Annotated in this window: 20 protein-coding genes; 12 read left to right on the top strand and 8 right to left on the bottom strand. The window is 39.5% G+C overall.

Going from position 1 to position 19,776, the window contains the following annotated elements; all coding sequences use genetic code 11:
• Nucleotides 1–292 precede the first annotated feature (292 nt).
• Nucleotides 293–1,384 (top strand): hypothetical protein, encoded by a 1,092-nt coding sequence (locus CLV99_RS06050; RefSeq protein WP_246032703.1) that lies wholly within the window; start codon nucleotides 293–295, stop codon nucleotides 1,382–1,384.
• On the opposite strand, the gene CLV99_RS06045 is transcribed toward CLV99_RS06050, so the two are convergent.
• On the bottom strand, nucleotides 1,364–1,741 hold the full coding sequence (locus tag CLV99_RS06045) for a lipocalin family protein (protein WP_133583576.1): 378 nt from the start codon (nucleotides 1,739–1,741) through the stop codon (nucleotides 1,364–1,366). The two genes, CLV99_RS06050 and CLV99_RS06045, sit on opposite strands and share 21 nt — an antisense overlap.
• Nucleotides 1,742–1,889: 148 nt before the next feature.
• Between CLV99_RS06045 and CLV99_RS06040 the strand changes: the two genes are divergently transcribed.
• From CLV99_RS06040 to CLV99_RS06030, 3 genes are read left to right on the top strand one after another with little or no spacing between them, the layout of a single operon-like run.
• A complete protein-coding gene (locus CLV99_RS06040; protein ID WP_133583575.1) occupies nucleotides 1,890–2,579 on the top strand; it encodes a tetratricopeptide repeat protein in 690 nt (229 codons plus the stop codon).
• A gap of 42 nt (nucleotides 2,580–2,621) precedes the next feature.
• Nucleotides 2,622–3,257, top strand: a complete 636-nt coding sequence (locus CLV99_RS06035) for a hypothetical protein (protein ID WP_133583574.1) — start codon at nucleotides 2,622–2,624, stop codon at nucleotides 3,255–3,257.
• Nucleotides 3,258–3,268: 11 nt separating this feature from the next.
• Nucleotides 3,269–3,871 carry a hypothetical protein gene (locus CLV99_RS06030; protein WP_133583573.1) on the top strand — a complete coding sequence of 201 codons (603 nt, stop codon included), beginning with the start codon at nucleotides 3,269–3,271 and terminating at the stop codon, nucleotides 3,869–3,871.
• Nucleotides 3,872–3,955: 84 nt separating this feature from the next.
• On the opposite strand, the gene CLV99_RS06025 is transcribed toward CLV99_RS06030, so the two are convergent.
• The gene (locus CLV99_RS06025; RefSeq protein WP_133583572.1) at nucleotides 3,956–5,419 is read right to left on the bottom strand and encodes an FAD-binding oxidoreductase; all 1,464 of its coding nucleotides are present in this window, start codon (nucleotides 5,417–5,419) and stop codon (nucleotides 3,956–3,958) included.
• Nucleotides 5,420–5,611: 192 nt separating this feature from the next.
• On the opposite strand from CLV99_RS06025, the gene CLV99_RS06020 reads away from it, so the two are divergent.
• Nucleotides 5,612–6,916, top strand: a complete 1,305-nt coding sequence (locus tag CLV99_RS06020) for a hypothetical protein (protein ID WP_133583571.1) — start codon at nucleotides 5,612–5,614, stop codon at nucleotides 6,914–6,916.
• A gap of 46 nt (nucleotides 6,917–6,962) precedes the next feature.
• Here the strand turns inward: CLV99_RS06020 and CLV99_RS06015 are convergent, their stop codons facing one another.
• From CLV99_RS06015 to CLV99_RS06005, 3 genes are all read right to left on the bottom strand, one after another.
• Nucleotides 6,963–7,415: a hypothetical protein gene (locus tag CLV99_RS06015; RefSeq protein WP_133583570.1), complete on the bottom strand. Its 453-nt coding sequence runs from the start codon at nucleotides 7,413–7,415 to the stop codon at nucleotides 6,963–6,965.
• 301 nt (nucleotides 7,416–7,716) lie between these two features.
• Nucleotides 7,717–8,538, bottom strand: coding sequence for a hypothetical protein (locus tag CLV99_RS06010; RefSeq protein WP_133583569.1), 822 nt, complete (start codon nucleotides 8,536–8,538; stop codon nucleotides 7,717–7,719).
• A 56-nt stretch (nucleotides 8,539–8,594) separates the two neighbouring features.
• Complete coding sequence (locus CLV99_RS06005) at nucleotides 8,595–9,104, bottom strand: hypothetical protein (RefSeq protein ID WP_133583568.1); 510 nt, start codon at nucleotides 9,102–9,104, stop codon at nucleotides 8,595–8,597.
• Nucleotides 9,105–9,267: 163 nt separating this feature from the next.
• Here CLV99_RS06005 and CLV99_RS06000 point away from each other — a divergent pair, with 163 nt between their 5' ends.
• Complete coding sequence (locus CLV99_RS06000) at nucleotides 9,268–10,176, top strand: DUF6268 family outer membrane beta-barrel protein (RefSeq protein ID WP_133583567.1); 909 nt, start codon at nucleotides 9,268–9,270, stop codon at nucleotides 10,174–10,176.
• Nucleotides 10,177–10,318: 142 nt separating this feature from the next.
• Nucleotides 10,319–11,416, top strand: coding sequence for a DUF4172 domain-containing protein (locus CLV99_RS05995; RefSeq protein ID WP_211348430.1), 1,098 nt, complete (start codon nucleotides 10,319–10,321; stop codon nucleotides 11,414–11,416).
• A gap of 108 nt (nucleotides 11,417–11,524) precedes the next feature.
• On the opposite strand, the gene CLV99_RS05990 is transcribed toward CLV99_RS05995, so the two are convergent.
• Genes CLV99_RS05990 through CLV99_RS05980 form a run of 3 tightly spaced genes read right to left on the bottom strand, consistent with a single transcriptional unit; the run spans nucleotide 11,525 to nucleotide 13,793 of the window.
• Complete coding sequence (locus tag CLV99_RS05990; protein ID WP_133583566.1) at nucleotides 11,525–12,382, bottom strand: hypothetical protein; 858 nt, start codon at nucleotides 12,380–12,382, stop codon at nucleotides 11,525–11,527.
• Entirely contained in the window at nucleotides 12,373–13,071 is a 699-nt protein-coding gene (locus CLV99_RS05985; protein ID WP_133583565.1) for a hypothetical protein, read from the bottom strand. Before CLV99_RS05985 ends, CLV99_RS05990 begins: the two co-directional genes overlap by 10 nt.
• Before the next feature lie 47 nt (nucleotides 13,072–13,118).
• Nucleotides 13,119–13,793, bottom strand: a complete 675-nt coding sequence (locus CLV99_RS05980; protein WP_133583564.1) for a DUF2625 domain-containing protein — start codon at nucleotides 13,791–13,793, stop codon at nucleotides 13,119–13,121.
• A gap of 339 nt (nucleotides 13,794–14,132) precedes the next feature.
• On the opposite strand from CLV99_RS05980, the gene CLV99_RS05975 reads away from it, so the two are divergent.
• The 5 genes from CLV99_RS05975 (at nucleotide 14,133) to CLV99_RS05955 (ending at nucleotide 19,748) form a co-directional block, all read left to right on the top strand.
• Complete coding sequence (locus tag CLV99_RS05975) at nucleotides 14,133–14,951, top strand: hypothetical protein (protein ID WP_133583563.1); 819 nt, start codon at nucleotides 14,133–14,135, stop codon at nucleotides 14,949–14,951.
• A 316-nt stretch (nucleotides 14,952–15,267) separates the two neighbouring features.
• Nucleotides 15,268–15,948: a carboxypeptidase-like regulatory domain-containing protein gene (locus tag CLV99_RS05970; protein ID WP_133583562.1), complete on the top strand. Its 681-nt coding sequence runs from the start codon at nucleotides 15,268–15,270 to the stop codon at nucleotides 15,946–15,948.
• 676 nt (nucleotides 15,949–16,624) lie between these two features.
• Nucleotides 16,625–17,656 (top strand): LacI family DNA-binding transcriptional regulator, encoded by a 1,032-nt coding sequence (locus CLV99_RS05965; RefSeq protein ID WP_133583561.1) that lies wholly within the window; start codon nucleotides 16,625–16,627, stop codon nucleotides 17,654–17,656.
• Between the two features lie 139 nt (nucleotides 17,657–17,795).
• Nucleotides 17,796–18,716, top strand: coding sequence for a ribokinase (rbsK, locus tag CLV99_RS05960; protein WP_133583560.1), 921 nt, complete (start codon nucleotides 17,796–17,798; stop codon nucleotides 18,714–18,716).
• 27 nt (nucleotides 18,717–18,743) lie between these two features.
• A complete protein-coding gene (locus CLV99_RS05955) occupies nucleotides 18,744–19,748 on the top strand; it encodes a GRP family sugar transporter (RefSeq protein WP_133583559.1) in 1,005 nt (334 codons plus the stop codon).
• Nucleotides 19,749–19,776: the final 28 nt, after the last annotated feature.

The following is a 19,776-nucleotide window of genomic DNA, read 5'->3' as shown; positions in this document are numbered from 1 at the left end:
TTTTACTCCTGGTATTTTGATTTTCTGTACCTACAAATCTCTATAAACCTTAAGCGCTATACAATCCGAAACTTGCTATAATAATATCTCGATATGAAATTACTTTGTTCGATGTATGACAGATATCCTATAACCTCTCGCGAAAGAAATAGCGAAGTTTATATCAGGACGCTATAAAATCAATTATTTCTTGTTGTTTAGACTGAACTAACGTAGCTTTAAAGACATGAAAAAAGCAATCTTAATCTTATGCTGCTACCTAGCTGGAGTGTGTTCGTTGTATAGTCAAAAAATGATACCCACGTGGCCCGATTCTATCGCCACCGGAGATCAAGGCAAGTTTCATGTGCAGGGGGTGGCTGTGGACAGCATCAATAGTTGCGTCTATTTCTCATTCACCAATAGCTTGATTAAGATGGACCTGTCAGGCAAGTTAATAGGTAGCGTCGTTGGGTTCTCCGGACACTTGGGGGATCTCGATTTTAAAGACGGAAAAGTATACGGCTCTTTGGAGTATAAGAATGACGGAATTGGCAAAGGCATAAGCAAAGAATTGGGGGTAGATGATCCAAAAGAGAATGGATTTTATATCGCGATCTTTGACGGCTCCAAGATTGTGCGCCCTGCGATGAGTGCTGAGAAAGAAGATCTCTTAAAGACTGTGTACCTGGCCGAACCAGTTATAGACTACGAAGCTTCTGTAAAAGTAGGTGGTGAAGTAAAAGCACACCGTTATGCTTGTTCTGGTATCGATGGCCTTACTTTTGGACCCGCTTTTGGTACCCCAAAAAATAAAAAGGAGTACCTCTACGTGGCGTATGGTGTATATGGAGATACGACTAGAGATGATAATGACTATCAGGTTATTTTGCAATATGATATCAAAGATTGGGATAGCTATGGCCAAGAGCTTATAAAGGACAAGCTGCATCATTCAGGACCTAAGAAGCCTAACGCAAAGTATTTCTTAAAAACCGGGAGTACCACCTACGGTATTCAAAATCTAGCCTACGACGCTTATTCGGGCAATTTTTTTGCTGCCGTGTATAAAGGCAAAAAATCCATATATCCTAATTATGACCTGTTCGTGATCGATGGCCAACGTGTGCCTACAAAGAAGACAATCATATCAGATAATAAGCCAGAAAAGGTAGCGATGTTGCATCTGGCCGAAGGGGGGATCAAGGATATCAAATCCGGAATATCGGGCTGGTATTTTCCATGGGGAGCTACAGGACTATGTCCTATAGGCAACGGGTTATTCTATATCTCCCACAATAATAAAAGTAGCGATGGGCAGCAGCAAAGTACCATCTATAAATACAAATGGTCTGGTCAGGAGAAGACGCCTTTTTCGCGCTTACTACTCCATGTAAAGCCTTGATCTGATTTTATGGCTATTTTCTGTGAAATGAGTTTCCATGATTAGTTTCGAATTATCCAATTCGTATTTGTAGGAGACCTTTTTCCCATTGAGGCTTAAATGTACAGAATCTTTGGAAACAGTGTAACTGCCATTACCTTCACGAGATTTAAACGATCCATCGGGTAAAAACTGTACCGTTACATTTTTGACGGAATCCAATCTATCTTTAGCTTGGTCATAAGGGCTGCCATCTAGGTTAAAATAAGTTATCCGCTCGGCTACGAGCTGCCACTCTTTATGTATGGGATGCTGTTGTCTATCGAATGAAAGAAAAACGATATTGGACAAGATAATTAAGTAACTGAATAACCTCATGAAAACAAATTTAGCATTTTAAGTTATCGATTGTGTATGTTGGTCTTTTATTTTATAACAGACCGACAATAGGAGTAAATTTTATACATATGAAATAAAAAGCAAAAAAGTAGTATATTGTAAGTATCCATTTACTAGTTATTAATCAATGCGTATTTTAATCCGAACAATCGCCCTGTCTTTCTTCGTTTTCGGCATAGCATCCTGCATACAGGAAAGAGAACATCCTGGCGATATTAGAATGTTACCAAAGTACGGAGGTGTGCAGAAAAGTAAAGAGCAGCTGGCTGCAGACCAAGATTTTTTGGATACGATTCTTAGCGATGATAAGTATAGAAATAATAATAGACTTGCTTCGGACGAATTAATAAAACTTGGCTTCGATTATCTGAATCAGGAAGATGTCAAGACCGCTATGTACCGGTTCAATCAGGCCTATTTGATTGATAGTACCAATACGGATATTTATTGGGGGTTCGGAGCAGTGTACATGAAGCGGTCTATGTTTGATAAAGCTAAGGAGCAGTATGAGATAGGACTGAAGGAAAATCCGAAGAATACACATCTCCTCACAGATTTAGGGAGCTACTATATGGTCAGATTCCAGCAGGGAGATGGTGGTACCACTAGAGACTTAGATCAAGCACTCCGCTTATTGGAAGAGTCTTATGAAATAGATGATAAGGATCGAAATACACTGATCAAATTATCAATGACTCATCTTTTAAACAACAATTGTAAATCCGCATGGAAGTATTATCGCGAATGCGAAGCACTAGGAGGACTTCCGATGATCAAAGAATACATCGCCCATTTACAAAGCATCTGTACAGAATAAGTTCAATCCAGATCAGCGCATTTTATATCCGATACATAACACATGACCACTAAGAAATTTGCAAAGCAGTTCGAACAACAATGTAGAACCATTCTCAACATTTCCCTTGAGCCTATTTTCGGAGAATACATTATTACGCAAAATGGGAAAAGGATAGGTGTTCTCTACGAGAATAGATTATACCTGTTATCAACCGAGAACTTAAGAAAAATGTTTGAGGGTGTCACTGAAGAAAATCCTTTTGGCTGGGCCTATTATAGATTGATTTTAATAAAGCAGATAGAAGATATTGAACTCCTGAAAAAAGCAATTGGACATGTCTACCACGATTTATATTATCATACAGAGTTTGTTGCCGATATATCCTATTTGTTTAAAGCCAATCGGTCCTATCCCAATAGCATCGTAGAGATTTACAATCTCCATATCACTTTCCTAAGGTTTTGCTACGAAAAGAAACTTTTGAAACTCAATCCTCTGGATAAACAAGGTAGGATCCTTCACCTCAATTTCGAAAATAAAGACCTAACCGAAATGGGAGCAGAGGTTTTCCACGAGCTCTACCGCAAATGGTTAGTATATACGGATAAGAACGATGAAAAATCAGAAGAACGAAATAATAATGTAAAGATGTTGGAGAAGTACTATTCGAAAATATGTAAAGAAAAAGGACTTTAAATTTTAACCCCATGAAAATACTGTTTTCTATATTACCACTTCTTTTGGCCACAATTGGTCTACATGCACAAAAAAATGACCCTAAAGGCAGTTTTACGGCTCTAGTACAAAGAGAAGTAGGGGACCTGAACAATGACAAACACGATGATGTAGTTGTTTTAGAGATGGATGTGGACGACGATACCAGACCATTGCGGGTACAGATATTTCTTTCACAGCCGAATAGGAAACTTCAGCTTGCCGTTTCCTCTACCAAGATAATGGAATGCGAATATCCACCCTATAAGAATGGTGGACATAATGGAAACCCAATTCCAGACTTTTTTATTGAAGAAGGGAAGTTAAGAATGCTGACAAATATCAAGGACCGAAAAAGCTGTTATGAATTTAGATTCAGGCAAAATAATTTCGAACTGATCAAGATCTCACGCGTTTACTGGAACGGTAAAAACACCACCTTCGAAACAGAGATAGATTTAATAGCAAAAACAAAAATCGAGTTTCAGCAAGAACTGGGATCCGACGATATCTTCCACAAAACGAAAAAGACCATAAAAATCAACTCTCTGCCCAAAATACAAGATTTAAGCTTTTCCGATCTAGAGCAGTATTAAGTTTATCGTTTTCGGAAAAAACACCCCGCTTTCCATTATTTATGTGATAAATTGGACTATGCCCACATAGCTTATTAAGCCGACCTATTTATAATGCTCGTAAAATCTATTACTAAATAGCTCCGTAGGGTCATAATTTAGTTTCATACGAAAGAAACTGTCTGCCTGCGGATACGCTTTTCGCATCTTTTCCCTGTCGATGTGCAGCCTATAAGGCAGGTAAAACGTTCCTTCATTTTTCAGGGCTACATCCACTAGCTCATTAGTCAGCTTTTTCATTGCTTCTTCCTGTTCTTTCGTTTTCTTTTGGTTGAACAAGATTACAAAACCATATACATCTTCTTTCGCATAGTTTAGATAACTATCCTTGTCCTCACGGACGCCACGTATAGTGATATTTAATAGATCAATCTTAGACTTTTTTAAAATCGGTTTGATATCCGTTATAAACTGATTGAAATGTCGTTCTGGAATAAAGTACTCCTGTAACAGATCCGTCGAAGTAGTATCTTTGTTTTCAATCAGCGAGACATGATCATTTAAGAGTTCATTTCTAGAGTATATCTCATTCTTAGAGACCTTATTCTTACCCGTTTCCAAGTCCCATCGCAGTCTCTTTCCATATTCACTACCTACACTACCTCTAAATACCAAACGTTGGGCTTCTGTACTCTTGGTTTGCTGGAGTGGAGGCACATCCGTCTTTACCTCCTCAAAATAGTTAAGCGTAGCCTCCTCCAGAAAATGTTTGTCCGATATCCGCAGCCTTCCAAATACAAGGTTCACCTTAGGGTTGTCAGATACATATTTCTTATAGTAACTTACATAATTAGCCGGAGACAGCTTGATATACTTATAGGTCAGTGCTGTATTGTCCATGACGTGGAGCTTTACATCCAGTATTACGCCAAATAAACCATAGCCACCTAATACCAGCTTGAATAGTTCCTGATTTTCGTTCCTGCTGCATTGTAGCACCTTACCATCAGCCAACATAATCGAAAAAGAGTGAACACTGTGCGATATCGGTGGTAAGTCCTTTTGCCAGCCATGACCATTCACACTGATTGATCCTCCGATAGAGAAAGAACTAAAAGCCTGCATTATAGCAATAGATTTACCGTATTTGTCGAGATAATTCAGCGCATCCTCCCATAGAGCGCCAGAACCTATTGATAAGATATTATTTACGGTATCAAGCTCCATATGTTTATAGGGGAGCATATTCAATAAAACGCCATCAGGTGATATCGTGTGGCCTCCCATGCTATGTTTTGCCCCCGAGATAGAGATCTTTAGGCCCTTCTCACTAGCATATTTGAAAATCTCTTTAAGTTGCGCTTCGATTTGGCCTTTATCTGCTGGAATAGCGATAATAGTATCCATCTTTGTCAGATTTAACTGACTGGCATCATTCGTATATCCTTGCGGAATTTCGACTTCCGTTCCGTTTTCCTTCCACTTTGTCGTCAACAAGTGAAAAGCAGGTATAGACAGGAAAAATATCAAACAGACAGCCCCGAGGAGCCAAAAGTATTTCGTTTTCATTACGCTGTAATTTCAATTGGGCAATATACCTTATTGTATCGTTTCTTTTATGGCAAGAGATAGAAAAGTTCGGCTTGTAGGTGAATTTGCATCCGGGTCAATACAAAAAACAGCTGAAGCGGATTAACACACTACAATCCAAATAATTGTTTAGATTTGTTATGGATGCCAATTTTAGTTACGCAACTAACTATGCAGAGAATATTTACAGTAATTGTAAGTTTAATTTATGTGTTGACAGTCTTTGGTCAACAGGTAGATACACATAATATAGATCAGATTTCAGAATACTTCAAAGAGATAAAAGAAGCCACTAGACAGAAGACCGATTTATGGAACAAAGACCTGTATGGAGGTATTTTATTGGTCGACCCCAAAAGTAGGCAACTATATGCCAATCAGCCCGATCAAAATAACACATTACAGCTTCAGAATGAGATTTATGTAGGTAAATTGCCAGAGAATATCAATAGTGCGAATACCGCCCTCCAATGGAACGGAAAGACATGGGCAATGATAATGTTACCACTTTCCAAAAATAAGCATGATCGGATTAATCTCTTAGCGCACGAGCTCTTCCATACCATACAGACTTCTCTAGGATACACTCAGTTTAATAAGGAAAGTAATCACTTGGAAGAAAAAGAAGGTAGAATATACCTACGTTTAGAATTAGAAGCGCTCAAAAAGGCAATACTTGCCGATGCACCGAGAGTACAGCAAAAACACCTTACCAACGCGCTTATATTTAGAAAATATAGGAATGCCATTTTTCCAGGATCCAACGACCTAGAGAATCAGCTCGAGCTCAATGAGGGATTAGCCGAGTACACAGGCCTTATGATTAGCAATCGAGACAGAGAGCAGATTAAATACCATTTTACGAATACTCTTGACGATTTTTTTAAAAACCCTACCTTCGTACGCTCTTTTGCCTACAATACGACACCTATATATGGCTATTTATTGAGCCAGAAGAATCCACTTTGGCATCAGAAAATAACTGCCGATAGCAATCTGACAGATTATTTTATAGAAAGCTTTAAGGTTAAACTACCAAAGGATTTAAAATCCGCCGCAGCGAAAAATCTTAGCGCATACGATGGAGAGCTTATTGTTGCGGAAGAGGACCATCGCAGCGAACAGATAAAAGCGAGGGTTGCAATCTATAAATCCAAGTTTATCGAGCAGCCACATTTTAAGATCAAATTTGAGAATATGAATACTTCATTCGATCCACGTAATATTCTTCCGATAGAAGATAAAGGAACGGTTTATCCGAATATACGGGTCACCGACAATTGGGGAATTCTCGACGTTAATAACGGAGCTTTAATGTCTCCCAATTGGGGAAATATATCAGTTAGTGTACCTACAGTGATAGAGGAGGAATTGATACAGGGCGATGGTTGGTCACTACAGATTGATTCGAATTACACTGTCGTAAAAGATGCTACAAGTGGAAATTACATTCTTATTAAAAAGGAAAAGAAGTAATTCTATGCAAAAGAATGCAGTTTGAGGACACTGTATTTTTAATAAACTATCTATACGATCCAATCCAAATACCGTAGTAAGGGAGACATTGACCTAAAACAAAGAAAACACCTTTCGTCAATGTCAGTATTCTTGATTTGTTTTCAATCACAGCTCTTATAGGATTCTTACTAAGATTAGCTTGATTATTTGTTTGGTGAAAACCAATAAAGAAGTTAATTAGATTTTCCACTACCAAAAGAATAAACAGATTCAAAAAGAACAAGCATAGAAATGATAGAAATAAAGACTTAACAAGTTTATCTATAGCGTTATAATCGATGGTAGCTACTTTTGAAATTCCAAAAGCAATGGCTGGACTAAGAATAAATAATAAAATAGTCACAACCATCCCTACTCCATAGAAAATCATTAATCTTTTCTTTTCAATCATTGCGGAGGCGTTGAACATTAAAAAGAATGACAGAACAATAAAGAAAACCAAAAATATTATTTTCATAAATAAATTTTTTTTAATCGCACTATCAAAAAGTATTCCGTTCTTCTAAGCGATTTTCTATTCGCTTAGCTCACAGATAGCTAAAAAAATAAGGAGAGCAAAAAATAAAAAATACCTGAAGCGGGGAGCTTCAGGTATTTTTAACTAACCAATTATTAACCTAAATTATGAATACTGATATAACGACAAAACCTATGCCGATAGTATGCGTAATTGTCATAATAATATAAAGTTATCATTGAAGTTTTTATTCAAAAAACAGTTCATTATAGATTAACCAGCTCACGCTACAGTAATGACCTCATCTCTGTGATACCCCTTCACAGGCTGATATAAAATCAGTTCGGAATCTGGCCACATCAAAATCGCCTATTTTTTTCTCCTTATGGATCAGCACAGAAGTCGATTCATATAGCAGTTCCAGTATATAGGAGCAGATCTCATCTTCCGACGACAGCTTCATTAATATATCGAAATCCGGCTGGACACTATAGTGCCCCACATTGTAGGCATAAAATTCGGTGTACGATGTTGAACTTGCAACCCTTTTCTGAAAGCGGAATGAATAGGGCTTGCTATTTTCCAGAAGCTCCAGATCTATCCACAGATGCTCCATCTCGCCACCATAGTCATTACGCAGCATACCCTCTAGATTGGTCAGGTGCTTGCCGATGACATCAGCGACACCGCTGGTACGCTGATCGACTATATTCGCATGGATCGCTACTTTCAGAGGACTGCCCACAGGTCTTGGACGGTGTTCCGGAAAATCCTGTATAACACCGCTTTTGAATGTGCCATACGAGTTGAAAAACAGCATTTTTGTCAATGCTTTATTCATTAGTCCTATTTCCTTTTTGTGCAATACCTTTCCGATCTCATCAGTGAGTGTAGATTTTGGTACTAATGCACTCTTGTTTGATCCGATGCACAGATAGACCTCATCATCTTCAAATAGCTTATTAATGATCCAATCGACAGTTTCAACCCTAAACTCTTCACCGACCCCACAATAGCGCCATGTTACCTCACGCTCACTTTGTGCAGGTTCACCATCTTCATTATGCCAGTTTGTGAGGTGATATTTGCTATTAAAAAGTCTAAATAATTGTTTTGAATCCATCAGGTTTAAAATTATCCTTTTACTATCGTTATGCAAAAATAAGTTATAGCGAGCGATTAGTTAGGCTTAATATCAGCTTTGAATTTCCCATTGGCTATTGACACAACTTGTAGCGTCTTAAGTCCTTCTACACGTACAAAAGCACCCGAAAATGAACCTTCCACTGCCGTGTTATTAACTTTAGTAATTTCTAAATTCAGGGCGTCCTCGGGCGCATACGTACCTCCCGTGGCTGTCACGTTGAGTTGTTGATTATCTTTTGTTACAGAGTACCCCCCAAGCATATTAGGTCCCGAAGTATCCAAGGAATATCGACCACTAGATACCCTCGTATTTTCTGACATAACCGTTATCGTAAGCCATTCCTTACCATCATTTGAACCTGTGATTTCTAAGAAATTACCACCGTCCACCCAGCGGGCATTCACGGCGGAAAACTGTTTTTCAATACCATCGATTTTTACCGACATATACGTTGTGTCTACCGTCCCAGTAGCCTCATCTTTTTTACATCCCGAAAAAAATAGCGCAAATAAGGACAGGGCCCATATCATCTTTTTAGTCATACTTTTTGATTATTGATTTTTACCTAAAATGCAATTATTGTGCCGTTAGGATTTGGTTGTCCTAGATTATAGCCCAAAAGGTATAATGTGCTACTTGAGTAATATTTTATACCCTTAAGGGTATAAACCTAGTTTGTTGTCATAGAATAAACGACAACGCACGATGAAAAAAAGTTTCCTGTTTATCTATATACTATTGGCCTATGTAAGTGTATCTGCTCAAGTTCAATTTGAATGGAAGAGTGAGTACCTTGGCAGATCAGGATATCGCATTATGGAAGGGGAGAAGAGCCAACCTATAGGGGATAGTAAAGGTTCCGCCCAGGTGCATCAGGCGACGATAAGTGTTCCTCTGTCCCTAAAACTAGACGAACGTCAGCGGCCGACCCTATGGTCTATAGGCGCCCAAGGTGTTTATTCCAATCTGGATAATCAAAATTTCACCGAACCCTTAGTTATTGATGAAATATTAAATGTAGGCATCAGTCTAAATCACATGCGTCCTATTTCTCCACGTTGGTCCATGTTGGCTACAGTTGGTGCAGGTGTTTATATGCCCAACACAAAGCTTTCCCAATTGAACGGTAAAAATATCTTGGGCATGGCCGGCGCAGTCTTTATCTACCACCTCAAGCCTAATCTGGATCTAGGTGGCGGAGTAGCGCTTAACAACTCTTTTGGGGCACCGATGGTACTTCCGGCTATTTATCTAAACTGGCGAACAGATGGGCATTTCAAAGTGAATATCGCGCTGATGGATGGTTTGACTATGTCGGTCAAGTATGAGGCGCGTGAGAATATTTCTCTAAGCCTCATCGGGGAGATGAATGGGCAGATGGCGCTGTTGGAGCAGAATGGACAGGATAAAATATTTTCACACCTATATGTGGTCACAGGCTTGCGCCCAGAGATAAAACTCGGTAAAAAACTGTCTATTCCCATTACCTTAGGCATAAACGCCTTCCGCCCTGCAGAAATGACAGATAGAAGTATAAAGAGCATGTTTGTTAGTAAAGGATATTACTTCCAGACCTCGCCCTATGCCTCAGCAGGCTTCAAGCTTAAGATATAACCTTCTTGGTTTACAGCGTCTACAAAAAATGCCTGAAGTGAATCAATTCAGGTATTCTTAATAATCGTGAGCCGATTAATTTTGCTAATCGGCTCAAATTTTAGCTATATTTGAGTTGAATAAATCTTTTAATCGGCTCATTATGTATAATTGGCAATATAAAGCCTGGCCTGCGTTTAGCTATACACTTGAAAATATTCAAGCTATTGCAGTTTCTTTTGCAGAAGAACTTGGACAGGTCACTGGTCTAGTAACTGCTTTAAATGATGATTTAAAGCAAGAAACCATTATTGAGATTCTAATCGCTGAAGCAATAAAAACCTCTGAGATAGAAGGCGAGTATATGAGCCGAGTAGATGTGATGTCATCTATCAAGCGCAATCTAGGTTTAAAGGATGATACCAAAGTGCGTGATATACGCGTAGCTGGTATAGCCCAGTTGATGACCAATGTAAGGCAGGCTTATAAAAAGGAATTATCCATAACAATGATTTTGGAGTGGCACAAGATGTTGATGGAATCATTTACCCGAATACAAGCTGGTCAATGGCGCGCTGGACATGAGCCTATGCAGGTTATCTCAGGCGCCCATGGTAAAGAAATAGTACATTATGAAGCTCCCCCTTCAGCTAGAGTAGCGGAAGAAATGGTCAACTTTGTAGAATGGTTTAATAATACTGATTTTTCAATACCGGACAAAGTGAGTCAGTCTTTGGTAAAATCAGCGATTACGCATCTGTATTTTGAAAGTATTCATCCGTTCGAAGATGGAAACGGCCGCATCGGCAGAGCTTTGGCCGAATATGCTTTGTCGTATACCCTGCAAAGTCCCGTTTTATTATCAATTTCTAAGGTCATTGAAAAAAATAAGACCCAGTATTATAATGCGCTGAAATCTGCGCAGTCCACTCTCGAGATTTCCGACTGGATTGAATATTTCGCAAAGGTCATTTTAGAAGCACAGGTTGAAGCAAAGCAGCTGGTTGAGTTTGTCGTTAAGAAAGTCAAATTCTTCGACAAATTTAAAGCACAGTTAAATGAAAGAGAACTGAAAGCTATCAATAGAATGTTTGAATCGGGAGTAGAAGGTTTTGAAGGAGGTATGACTGCTAAAAAGTATGTTGCCATAACAAAAGCTTCTAAAGCTACTGCTACCCGAGATTTACAGCACTTAGGCGAAATAGGAGCCTTAAGCTTACTTGGGGCGGGACGGTCTATACGATATGAATTAGTATTATAGAGCTTTAGAGACGTTAACTAACCAATTATTAACCCGAATTATGCATATCGATATAAGTTCAATTCCCATACAGGTAATATGTCTGATTTTGTCTTTTTAAGTGCCACTTTACTTCATTCTCATAGTATAGTTGAAACGAACAACGGTCTGATTCCAAAGCGTCAGCACCTGTTCAGCGGTCAGGCTATTCTCCCTTTCACATACCGTCAATCTATCACGGAATGAGCGGATATACTGGCTCCAGTACGCACCTTTACGATCCTGTAATAAGAAATAGAAACCTGCATCTCCAAATTTCCGTCCCGAAGAGTTCAGTATCAGTTCTCCATCTACCCCGACTCCGATAGACATGATCACCGTAGCATTGCCCTTGGGTAGGGGAAAGGTAGCTTTTAAACAAGTTTCCCCAGAGGGCAGCTTACACGTGCCATATAGCCCCGAATAAATAACCTTACCACTGGTTTTAAATTTCCTGAGCCAAATCGTATATACCACCTCATTCGTATTTGGATTCCGAAGCGCGATTATCTCACTCGTCAACGACTCCTTATCCGCTATATTTTCCGTTGGGATATTCAGCTGATTGATTCTACTGCTGAATAGCATATTCACCAATTTGCCAAATACCTTAAATAAAGGACTCCATTGTAATCCAAATCGAAGGTTGTAATCAGACGTGTTTTCGTAGAAGGCAATGACTTTTCTGGACAGTCTGGATAGATCATCAGGGCCAAGGGCAAATGCTGTGATAGAAGGTATCAGTCCTCTCGAGACACTATCCCTTTCAATAACAAGGTTCTCCTTTTCAACCAATTCATTGATAAACTGTTCACCTATGCCATTGAGGTCACCAAAAGCCCCCATTAACCACGAGTGAGGTTCAGGTTCTATCTTTCTCCCCCACAAGATGACCCATTGCTGTGTGCACCAGTCTTGAAATTTTTGAATCGGATAAGCTAGTCCCATGTCAGATAGCGTTTCCCCTTCCACTCCCCAAATTCAGCGACAGCTTTGAACCTTAAAGTCGTAAATTCAAAATGAAAATCCCTCCTGTTCCTTTCCTGCATGGCCTCTACGTGCCTTTTAGGACGAGGTACATCACTATGGCCACGTACCATATCCGTCATTTCCCCTTGAGATCGCCATATGGAGAAAGTCGATACTGTCTGCGGTAGACGTATTGAGGCCAGCGAGAGTAGCACACCAGGGTGGTCCCGTACAAGCTTCTCCACAGGTCTGCCCCAGCGGATAAATCGCGGTACCTCCAATAGTTTCATCCGCGCCACAGTTACAGCCACCACGGGGCTGTCCGATAGGTCTATTTCTGCAATATCTTTCGGGATATCAAACTTAGAAAAGTGCCCCCACTGCCTTGCCAATACAAGTCTCACATGCCAGCCGTTGGCGAATATTTTGCCTATCTTATCCTTTGCCAAGAAGCTATCCAGTGCAGCTTCATTTTCCCATTGCGCAAATAGAACCAATTGCCCGATCAGCATACGCGAAAATGAAAATACAGGCGACCCTAGCACCATCCCTGTCATGCATTCCGCATAGATCAGTCCAGATACCCGGTCAGGGCTAGGCGGAGCTATCATAGTTTTCAAGCCCCATAGGGAAGAGGTCTGTACCAGATGGTAGGAGTAAATGCTCATTCTGAGGTGTTCAATTTATCAAGAAAGTAATAGAAGGTTCCGTTTGTCTACTTACCAAATAGTTGCTGTCTAAATCCAACATTCAGTTTATAGAGCGCCTCAGCAGACACAATCGCTTTTTCGGACTTATTGATATCCTTTCCCTCTTTTGACCACAAGAACGGGTAGAAGCTATACATACTATCCGCGTTAAGATTTTTGACATCTTTTTCCCAATCCCTCCACCGGAGTTCTTTATAAAAATCGTTAAGATCATGGTTGAGGCAAAAGTTCAGAAAGTCTGTATAAGTAAGACCTAATGGTTCAAACTCCAGGTTGTCTGGTGCCCAGTAATATACCATTCCCAAATCTTCTCCCAGTCCACCACCATTCAGCACGTAAAATCCGCCAACCGCATCATCAGCAATTAATAGGTAAGGACATGGGGTTCCAAAATCATCAAATGTCTTTCCTTTATTCCAATCCGGCAATGATCTATTTAGCCTTTCGCTCCCAGATCCCAATATTCGTATCCAACCGTCGTCTATCAGAATGCCACCCGTCATATATACAATTGCTCCCATTGGAGAGCGGGTTGTTACCTGCGTTTTAAATAATGCATCCTGCGCTAGCTTATTATCCACAGGCAATACCTCAACCTTGTTTTTGGCATTGAGAATCCGCTCTTGTACCAGTGGCCAAGCAGGGTCTTCCGTGTTAATCAGTTCATTAATACTTCTCATTTTTGATTGTCCAAATGCCGATGAATATAATAAAAGTAAATATACATACATTATTAACTTAGTCATTTTTCGTCGCCTCCTTTTCCATCGTCATCTGCTACAAGGTTTGATTTTATCTTTTTACTCATAATTCTCTAAGAGGTCATAATGATTTTAGATTAAAACTACCAACTATTTTAGTTGTTTCAAAGGCTTGATTATGCAACAGCATCTATTTAATGCCTTAGTTTCATAGTAGTGCGGTGAATATATTTTACTTTTACAGCAAAGAAGATGCAGGTCAGTTTTTAAAAAAACTTATCTTATATGGATTTACTATCAGTCAATAAGCAATGAATTATGAAATATTATCTACTTATTCTTTTTTCCATTATAGCCGTAGCCGATGTCTCGGCGCAGAAATCAAGTACCCAGATCTATATAATAGGTAATATTCACGACAGTGTTCCTAATTATCATCCGCAGATATTATATGAGATTATAGATCAGATACGTCCAGACATTATACTTCACGAAGTCGAAAGTCAAGGGATGAAGGAATACGAGGCGAGTAGCGAAGACCCAAAAGGAAATGAAATAAAAGCAAGTAATCTTTATCTGAAAGTCAATCCCAATACCTTGCGGCTTCCGTTTGATTTTGAAGGCAGAAACAGCTATCGAAGGGATCGGGGAATGGTTCCTACCGACAACCTTACTTTTCGATTGATAGATAGTCTCTATAAGGCTAATGCCCTCACGGTAGAGGAAGCCACTATCTATAAGACCTTCAACAGTACCACCGACGAACTGATTCGTATTGCCAGTCTATCGCCCGAAAATTTTAATAATAGCAGAACCGATAGTATTGCCCAGAGAAGACAGAATTATCAATACAAGGAAATGTTAAAGATTACCGATACAAGACCCGAGTTTGCCGAGAGATTCGTTGTTAAACCCAATATGGATTCCATAAGCTTTAAAGATGGATTTAAGCTTATGTCTAGTTTCTGGGACTTAAGAAACCAGACTATGGCCAATAATATTTATAATATCGCACAGCAACATCCAGGTAAGAAAATCGTGGTGCTTACAGGTTTCTTACATCGGTATTATCTTATAAAAGAACTGAAAAAGCTGAACAACGGCAGTTTTGAGATAAAGGAATTTTATCAGAAATAGATGATCTTAGCATAGTCTAAAAGAAGTACCTGTCCAAAAAAAACACGCTGAAGCGGGGAGCTTCAGGGCGTTCTAACTAACCAATTATTAACCTAAATTATGAATACTGATATAACGTCAATTCCTATGCCGATAGTATAAAAGACTGCCATTATAACAATAATTTAATATTGAGGTCCTTCTTCAAATGAGAAGCAAAATGTAGTATATTGTAAGTGTCTATTTACTGGCTATTGATCAATACGTGTAATTTTTATAAATTACAATTGTAAATCCAGATATAAGAAGTCGGCATTATAAATCATATATACGAATCATGTCCATTAAAATTCCGAAAAAATGTAGTCAATCTTGGGACGACATGTCACCTACCGTTGGCGGCAAGTTCTGCTCGACATGTAATCTCGAAGTAATCGATTTCACAGATTGGAAGACCGAAGATATTATCAGCTATGTACAACGTTCGACGGGCAAAGTATGCGGGCGTCTATCAAGCACACAATCCGCTCCCGATTATAGAATCCAGTTTTCGCACATACAAAAGCTATCCAGATTTGGTTTTGGACTAGCGCTCTCCGGATTATTGTTTACCCAATCCGCAGTAGCCCAAAGCCATATTAGAGATACTACAAGCATCCATCTACAGCATCAACAGGGATTAAAGGACAGCATTACTATCCAGGGAGTAGTGACCGACCAATCAAACAGACCTTTGGCTCACGTTGTGATTAGAAATCCATTTACTTATCAGTCTTTCAAGACAGATCAGCAAGGACGATTTACTTTCAAATTCTTAAACCATCAAAATTTAAATTCATTACCATTATCAGTACATTTCATTGGATTTGAAACCCAAAACATCAAGCACGACCTTTCCAAGAATGAAAATATCAAGATAAAACTCGAGGAGCAGTTCAGTGAAATGGGCGAGGTGATCATTGAACCAATAAGGAGGAAACCGCGTACAGATGTCAAAATGTCAAAACATAGAAACTAAACATTTATTAATTTCATACCCTCTTTCGGAGCTAAATTACCGAGTCTTTATTTCAATTTTTGTCCCGGGATTATGGTAAGGATTAAGTAAGATGTTGTTAAAAATAAAAAGAAATGAAAAAGATAATTAGCATACTACTCTACTGCTAATGGTAAAAAAAATACCTGAAGCGGGGAGCTTCAGGTATTTTTAACTAACCAATTATTAACCTAAATTATGAATACTGATATAACGACAATTTCTGTGCAGATAGTATGTCCGATTGTCATAATAACATAAAGGTTACATTGGGGTTATAAGTTCTTTCTCCACTACCTTATTCTATTTTAGCTCCCATTTTACGCTTTTGATGAGACACTATCAGATGATTTCGTACTTTATAATACGAAAGGCATAATGGACATAATATTGATAGGACTATCTTTAGTAACTCTAAATATGTCAGCGTGGCTTAATGAACGTCACATCACAGATGTCGATCCCTTGCCTATTTGACTACCATGAGACCTGAAATAGCAAATACCATCGTGCCTATATAGGTCTATTTAGTAGATGATTTGTATTGCCACAGTTTAATTTAGGTCAAAAATTATGAATTCTTCGTGGATTCAACTATACTTGCGTAGAAAGATAATCCAGGTTCTGGAATTGTCGTCATAATTTTAACCGCTCACAGATGGATGGCAACGTAACAATTAAAACCATTGCACAAAAAACGAACTTTTCTTTAACCACGGTTTCGAGAGTATTAAATGGGACATCAGAGAAGTATCGCATATCCAGGGTGACTCAGCAAATTGTTTTGGACGAGGCAAAAAAATTAGGCTACATACCGAATATGGCGGCTAAGACCTTGCGCTCCAATAAAAGTCACACCGTAGGGCTGATCGTACCTTCTTTAAGCAATCCTTTTTTTTCCATAGTGGCTAGTACCGTCAGCAAAATGTTGCACGCCCAGGGCTATGTCGTTTTGATGAGTGATAGTGATAATAATGAGAAAGAGGAAAAAAAAATGCTACAGGCACTGCAAGCACAGAATCTAGTTGGGCTGATTGCTATTCCTTTGGGTGAACGCAGAAATTATGAATTGCTCAATCAGGGGATTATTCCTACCGTTTTTGTGGATCGCTTCTTTCCAGGTTTTAACTTCTATTCGGTGTCCACCGATCACTATAAATCTTCCTTTCAATTGGTACAATATCTTATTAACAGAGGGCATCAAAAAATCGCTTGTATACAGGGAGATGAAAAAGTAATTTCAAATACCTACCGTGTACAGGGATATCGCGATGCGTTAAGAGCATCCGATCTCAAGTATTACTATCTAGGAGGTGTAAGCTTTACAGAGGAAGAGGGATACTTAGAGACAAAATTACTGCTACAAAAGAAAGATCGAGCGACAGCAATATTAGCACTCAGCGATACGATACTGTTGGGAGTGCTCAAAGCCCTAAAAGAAGCGAAGATAGCTGTGCCAGAAGAAATATCTGTTGTATCTTTTGACAATTCAAGTTACTTAGACTATTTGGAGGTTCCGGTTACTTCCATTGCTCAACCTATCACCCAGATTGCGCAGTTGGCGGTAAAACTTTTGCTTGAGCAGATAAATGATAAAAGTAAATCCAAGAGAGAGGAATCGGAGCAAGTCATATTATTAGATTCATCCCTCATATCACGAGCTTCTGTATTGGATTTGCGCAATCGTTAAGTCTATAATACATCCCTTTAATTTTTATTTAGCTCAATATTTCACTTTTTATTTGGAGGTGCAGCTTTTTTTTATTTAAATTGCGCTAACGTTGTCGCAAAATGTAACAACGGACCAATATAAATTTGTGAATCTTACTATGTTTATTGAAAAGAAAATTGTTGTCGTTGGTAGTACCAATACCGATATGGTTGTCAAAACAGAGCGGTTTCCGAATCCGGGAGAAACTGTTTTAGGTGGCGAGTTCTTGATGAATCTTGGGGGAAAGGGCGCTAATCAGGCCGTGGCGGCGGCTCGATTAGGTGCAGACGTGCATTTTATCACACGAGTAGGCGACGACCTTTTCGGACAAGAGGCTATAAAGCAGTTGCGAAATGAAAATATTGATGTTTCTGGAATAGGGGTAGATCGGGGAGAAAACTCTGGGGTCGCACTCATTACGATTGATAAAAATGCAGAAAATAATATTGTCGTCGCTTCAGGAGCTAACGCAAAGCTCAGTTTCGAGGACGATACGGTATTAAAGAAAGCAATCAATTCGGAAACAATTGTACTTGTACAGCTCGAAATTCCACAAAGGTCTATTGAGCAGGTCTGTCACCATGCCAAGGAAGTAGGGGCCGTCGTTGTCTTAAATCCAGCCCCGGCGAGTATGTTATCTGATTTTATCTTACAGACCATCGATATTGTAACACCCAATCAGCAGGAAGCTGAGGCTTTGTCTGGAATAGCGGTGACAGATGTTGATTCGGCGAAACGTGCGGCGATGAAGATCCATAGTTTAGGGCCAAGGGTGGTTATCATTACTATGGGAGCAGCGGGTGCCTTTTTGTACTCTGCAGAGGAGTCAGCCTTTGTCGACGCTTATAAAGTAAAAGCAATAGATACCACTGCTGCTGGAGATGTCTTTAATGGAGCTTTGGTTGTAGGATTATCAAAAGGGGAGACACCTGTTCGAGCGATGGAGTTGGCGAGCAGAGCTGCTGCGATCGCAGTTACACGTATTGGCGCACAACAGTCCGCTCCAACCTTATCCGAAGTAAAATCATTTTTTGCGTAACCATTTATAAATTAAAATAGAAGAATTATGTTCATTGTAAAAGATTACGGAATAGCGGTACTACTTTGTTTTATTACCATGCTATGTTGGGGCTCCTGGGGTAACACCCAAAAAATGTCTTCAAAAAATTGGCGTTTTGAGCTCTTCTATTGGGATTATGTGTTAGGGATGGTCTTTTTATCCTTGCTTTCAGCATTAACTTTCGGAAGCATGGGTACAGAAGGTCGATCCTTTGTGGATGATCTGCAGCAAGTCGAGCGCGACAACTTCCTGTCGGCTCTAGTCGGAGGAATTGTTTTTAACGCAGGAAATATTCTGCTCTCAGCATCGATCGCTATCGCCGGAATGTCTGTCGCGTTTCCTGTGGGAGTAGGTATCGCTTTGGTACTAGGTGTCGTTATTAATTATATGGCGGCTCAACAGGGAGATCCATTGTTTCTGTTTGTCGGTGTGAGCATGGTGGTCTTGGCCATTATTTTAAATGCACTAGCCTATAAGGCGAAGAAAACGACCAGTGCTCATACGGGAGCCACTAAAGGGCTATGGCTTGCTATTTTTGCAGGAGTGCTTATGGCCTTTTTCTACCGGTTTATAGCAGCTTCGATGGATTTGGATAACTTTCAAAATCCTGAAGTGGGCAAAATGACGCCATATACCGCCTTTTTTGTCTTTTCACTAGGTGTCTTGTTGAGCAATTTGATCTTTAATACCATTCTGATCAAGAAGCCGTTTGTTGGTGTTCCGACCAGCTATAAGGCTTATTTTGCAGGATCATTTCGTAATCATTTGACAGGGATATTGGGTGGAGCGATATGGGGCATAGGAAACGCACTCAACCTAATTGCCGCAGGTAAAGCAGGGGCAGCGATTTCTTATGGACTTGGACAAGGTGCTACGCTAGTTGCCGCACTTTGGGGGGTATTCATCTGGCGAGAGTTTAAGGATGTGCAACCGTCGGTCAATGGAAAACTGACGACTATGTTTATCCTTTTCGTTTTAGGTATCGTGAGCATCATCTGGGCGGGGAGCTAATAAAAAAATAACCAATAAAAAATAAAAC

Source organism: Sphingobacterium yanglingense (assembly GCF_004363245.1).
GTDB lineage: Bacteria > Bacteroidota > Bacteroidia > Sphingobacteriales > Sphingobacteriaceae > Sphingobacterium > Sphingobacterium yanglingense.
The sequence above is the reverse complement of the archived record's forward strand: the minus strand, read 5'-3'. Positions and strand labels throughout refer to the sequence as shown.

Excerpts from the sequence above, each read along its gene's own strand:
- CLV99_RS05990 (WP_133583566.1), bottom strand. The coding sequence starts at position 12,382 with ATGGGACTAGCTTATCCGATTCAAAAATTTCAAGACTGGTGCACACAG.
- CLV99_RS06025 (WP_133583572.1), bottom strand. The coding sequence starts at position 5,419 with ATGAAAACGAAATACTTTTGGCTCCTCGGGGCTGTCTGTTTGATATTT.
- CLV99_RS06050 (WP_246032703.1), top strand. The coding sequence starts at position 293 with ATGATACCCACGTGGCCCGATTCTATCGCCACCGGAGATCAAGGCAAG.
- CLV99_RS06010 (WP_133583569.1), bottom strand. The coding sequence starts at position 8,538 with ATGGATTCAAAACAATTATTTAGACTTTTTAATAGCAAATATCACCTC.
- CLV99_RS05985 (WP_133583565.1), bottom strand. The coding sequence starts at position 13,071 with ATGAGCATTTACTCCTACCATCTGGTACAGACCTCTTCCCTATGGGGC.
- CLV99_RS05965 (WP_133583561.1), top strand. The coding sequence starts at position 16,625 with ATGGATGGCAACGTAACAATTAAAACCATTGCACAAAAAACGAACTTT.
- CLV99_RS05980 (WP_133583564.1), bottom strand. The coding sequence starts at position 13,793 with ATGAGAAGTATTAATGAACTGATTAACACGGAAGACCCTGCTTGGCCA.
- CLV99_RS06000 (WP_133583567.1), top strand. The coding sequence starts at position 9,268 with ATGAAAAAAAGTTTCCTGTTTATCTATATACTATTGGCCTATGTAAGT.
- CLV99_RS06035 (WP_133583574.1), top strand. The coding sequence starts at position 2,622 with ATGACCACTAAGAAATTTGCAAAGCAGTTCGAACAACAATGTAGAACC.
- CLV99_RS06040 (WP_133583575.1), top strand. The coding sequence starts at position 1,890 with ATGCGTATTTTAATCCGAACAATCGCCCTGTCTTTCTTCGTTTTCGGC.
- CLV99_RS05975 (WP_133583563.1), top strand. The coding sequence starts at position 14,133 with ATGAAATATTATCTACTTATTCTTTTTTCCATTATAGCCGTAGCCGAT.
- CLV99_RS06015 (WP_133583570.1), bottom strand. The coding sequence starts at position 7,415 with ATGAAAATAATATTTTTGGTTTTCTTTATTGTTCTGTCATTCTTTTTA.
- CLV99_RS06030 (WP_133583573.1), top strand. The coding sequence starts at position 3,269 with ATGAAAATACTGTTTTCTATATTACCACTTCTTTTGGCCACAATTGGT.
- CLV99_RS05970 (WP_133583562.1), top strand. The coding sequence starts at position 15,268 with ATGTCCATTAAAATTCCGAAAAAATGTAGTCAATCTTGGGACGACATG.
- CLV99_RS05995 (WP_211348430.1), top strand. The coding sequence starts at position 10,319 with ATGTATAATTGGCAATATAAAGCCTGGCCTGCGTTTAGCTATACACTT.
- CLV99_RS05955 (WP_133583559.1), top strand. The coding sequence starts at position 18,744 with ATGTTCATTGTAAAAGATTACGGAATAGCGGTACTACTTTGTTTTATT.
- CLV99_RS06005 (WP_133583568.1), bottom strand. The coding sequence starts at position 9,104 with ATGACTAAAAAGATGATATGGGCCCTGTCCTTATTTGCGCTATTTTTT.
- CLV99_RS06020 (WP_133583571.1), top strand. The coding sequence starts at position 5,612 with ATGCAGAGAATATTTACAGTAATTGTAAGTTTAATTTATGTGTTGACA.
- rbsK (WP_133583560.1), top strand. The coding sequence starts at position 17,796 with ATGTTTATTGAAAAGAAAATTGTTGTCGTTGGTAGTACCAATACCGAT.
- CLV99_RS06045 (WP_133583576.1), bottom strand. The coding sequence starts at position 1,741 with ATGAGGTTATTCAGTTACTTAATTATCTTGTCCAATATCGTTTTTCTT.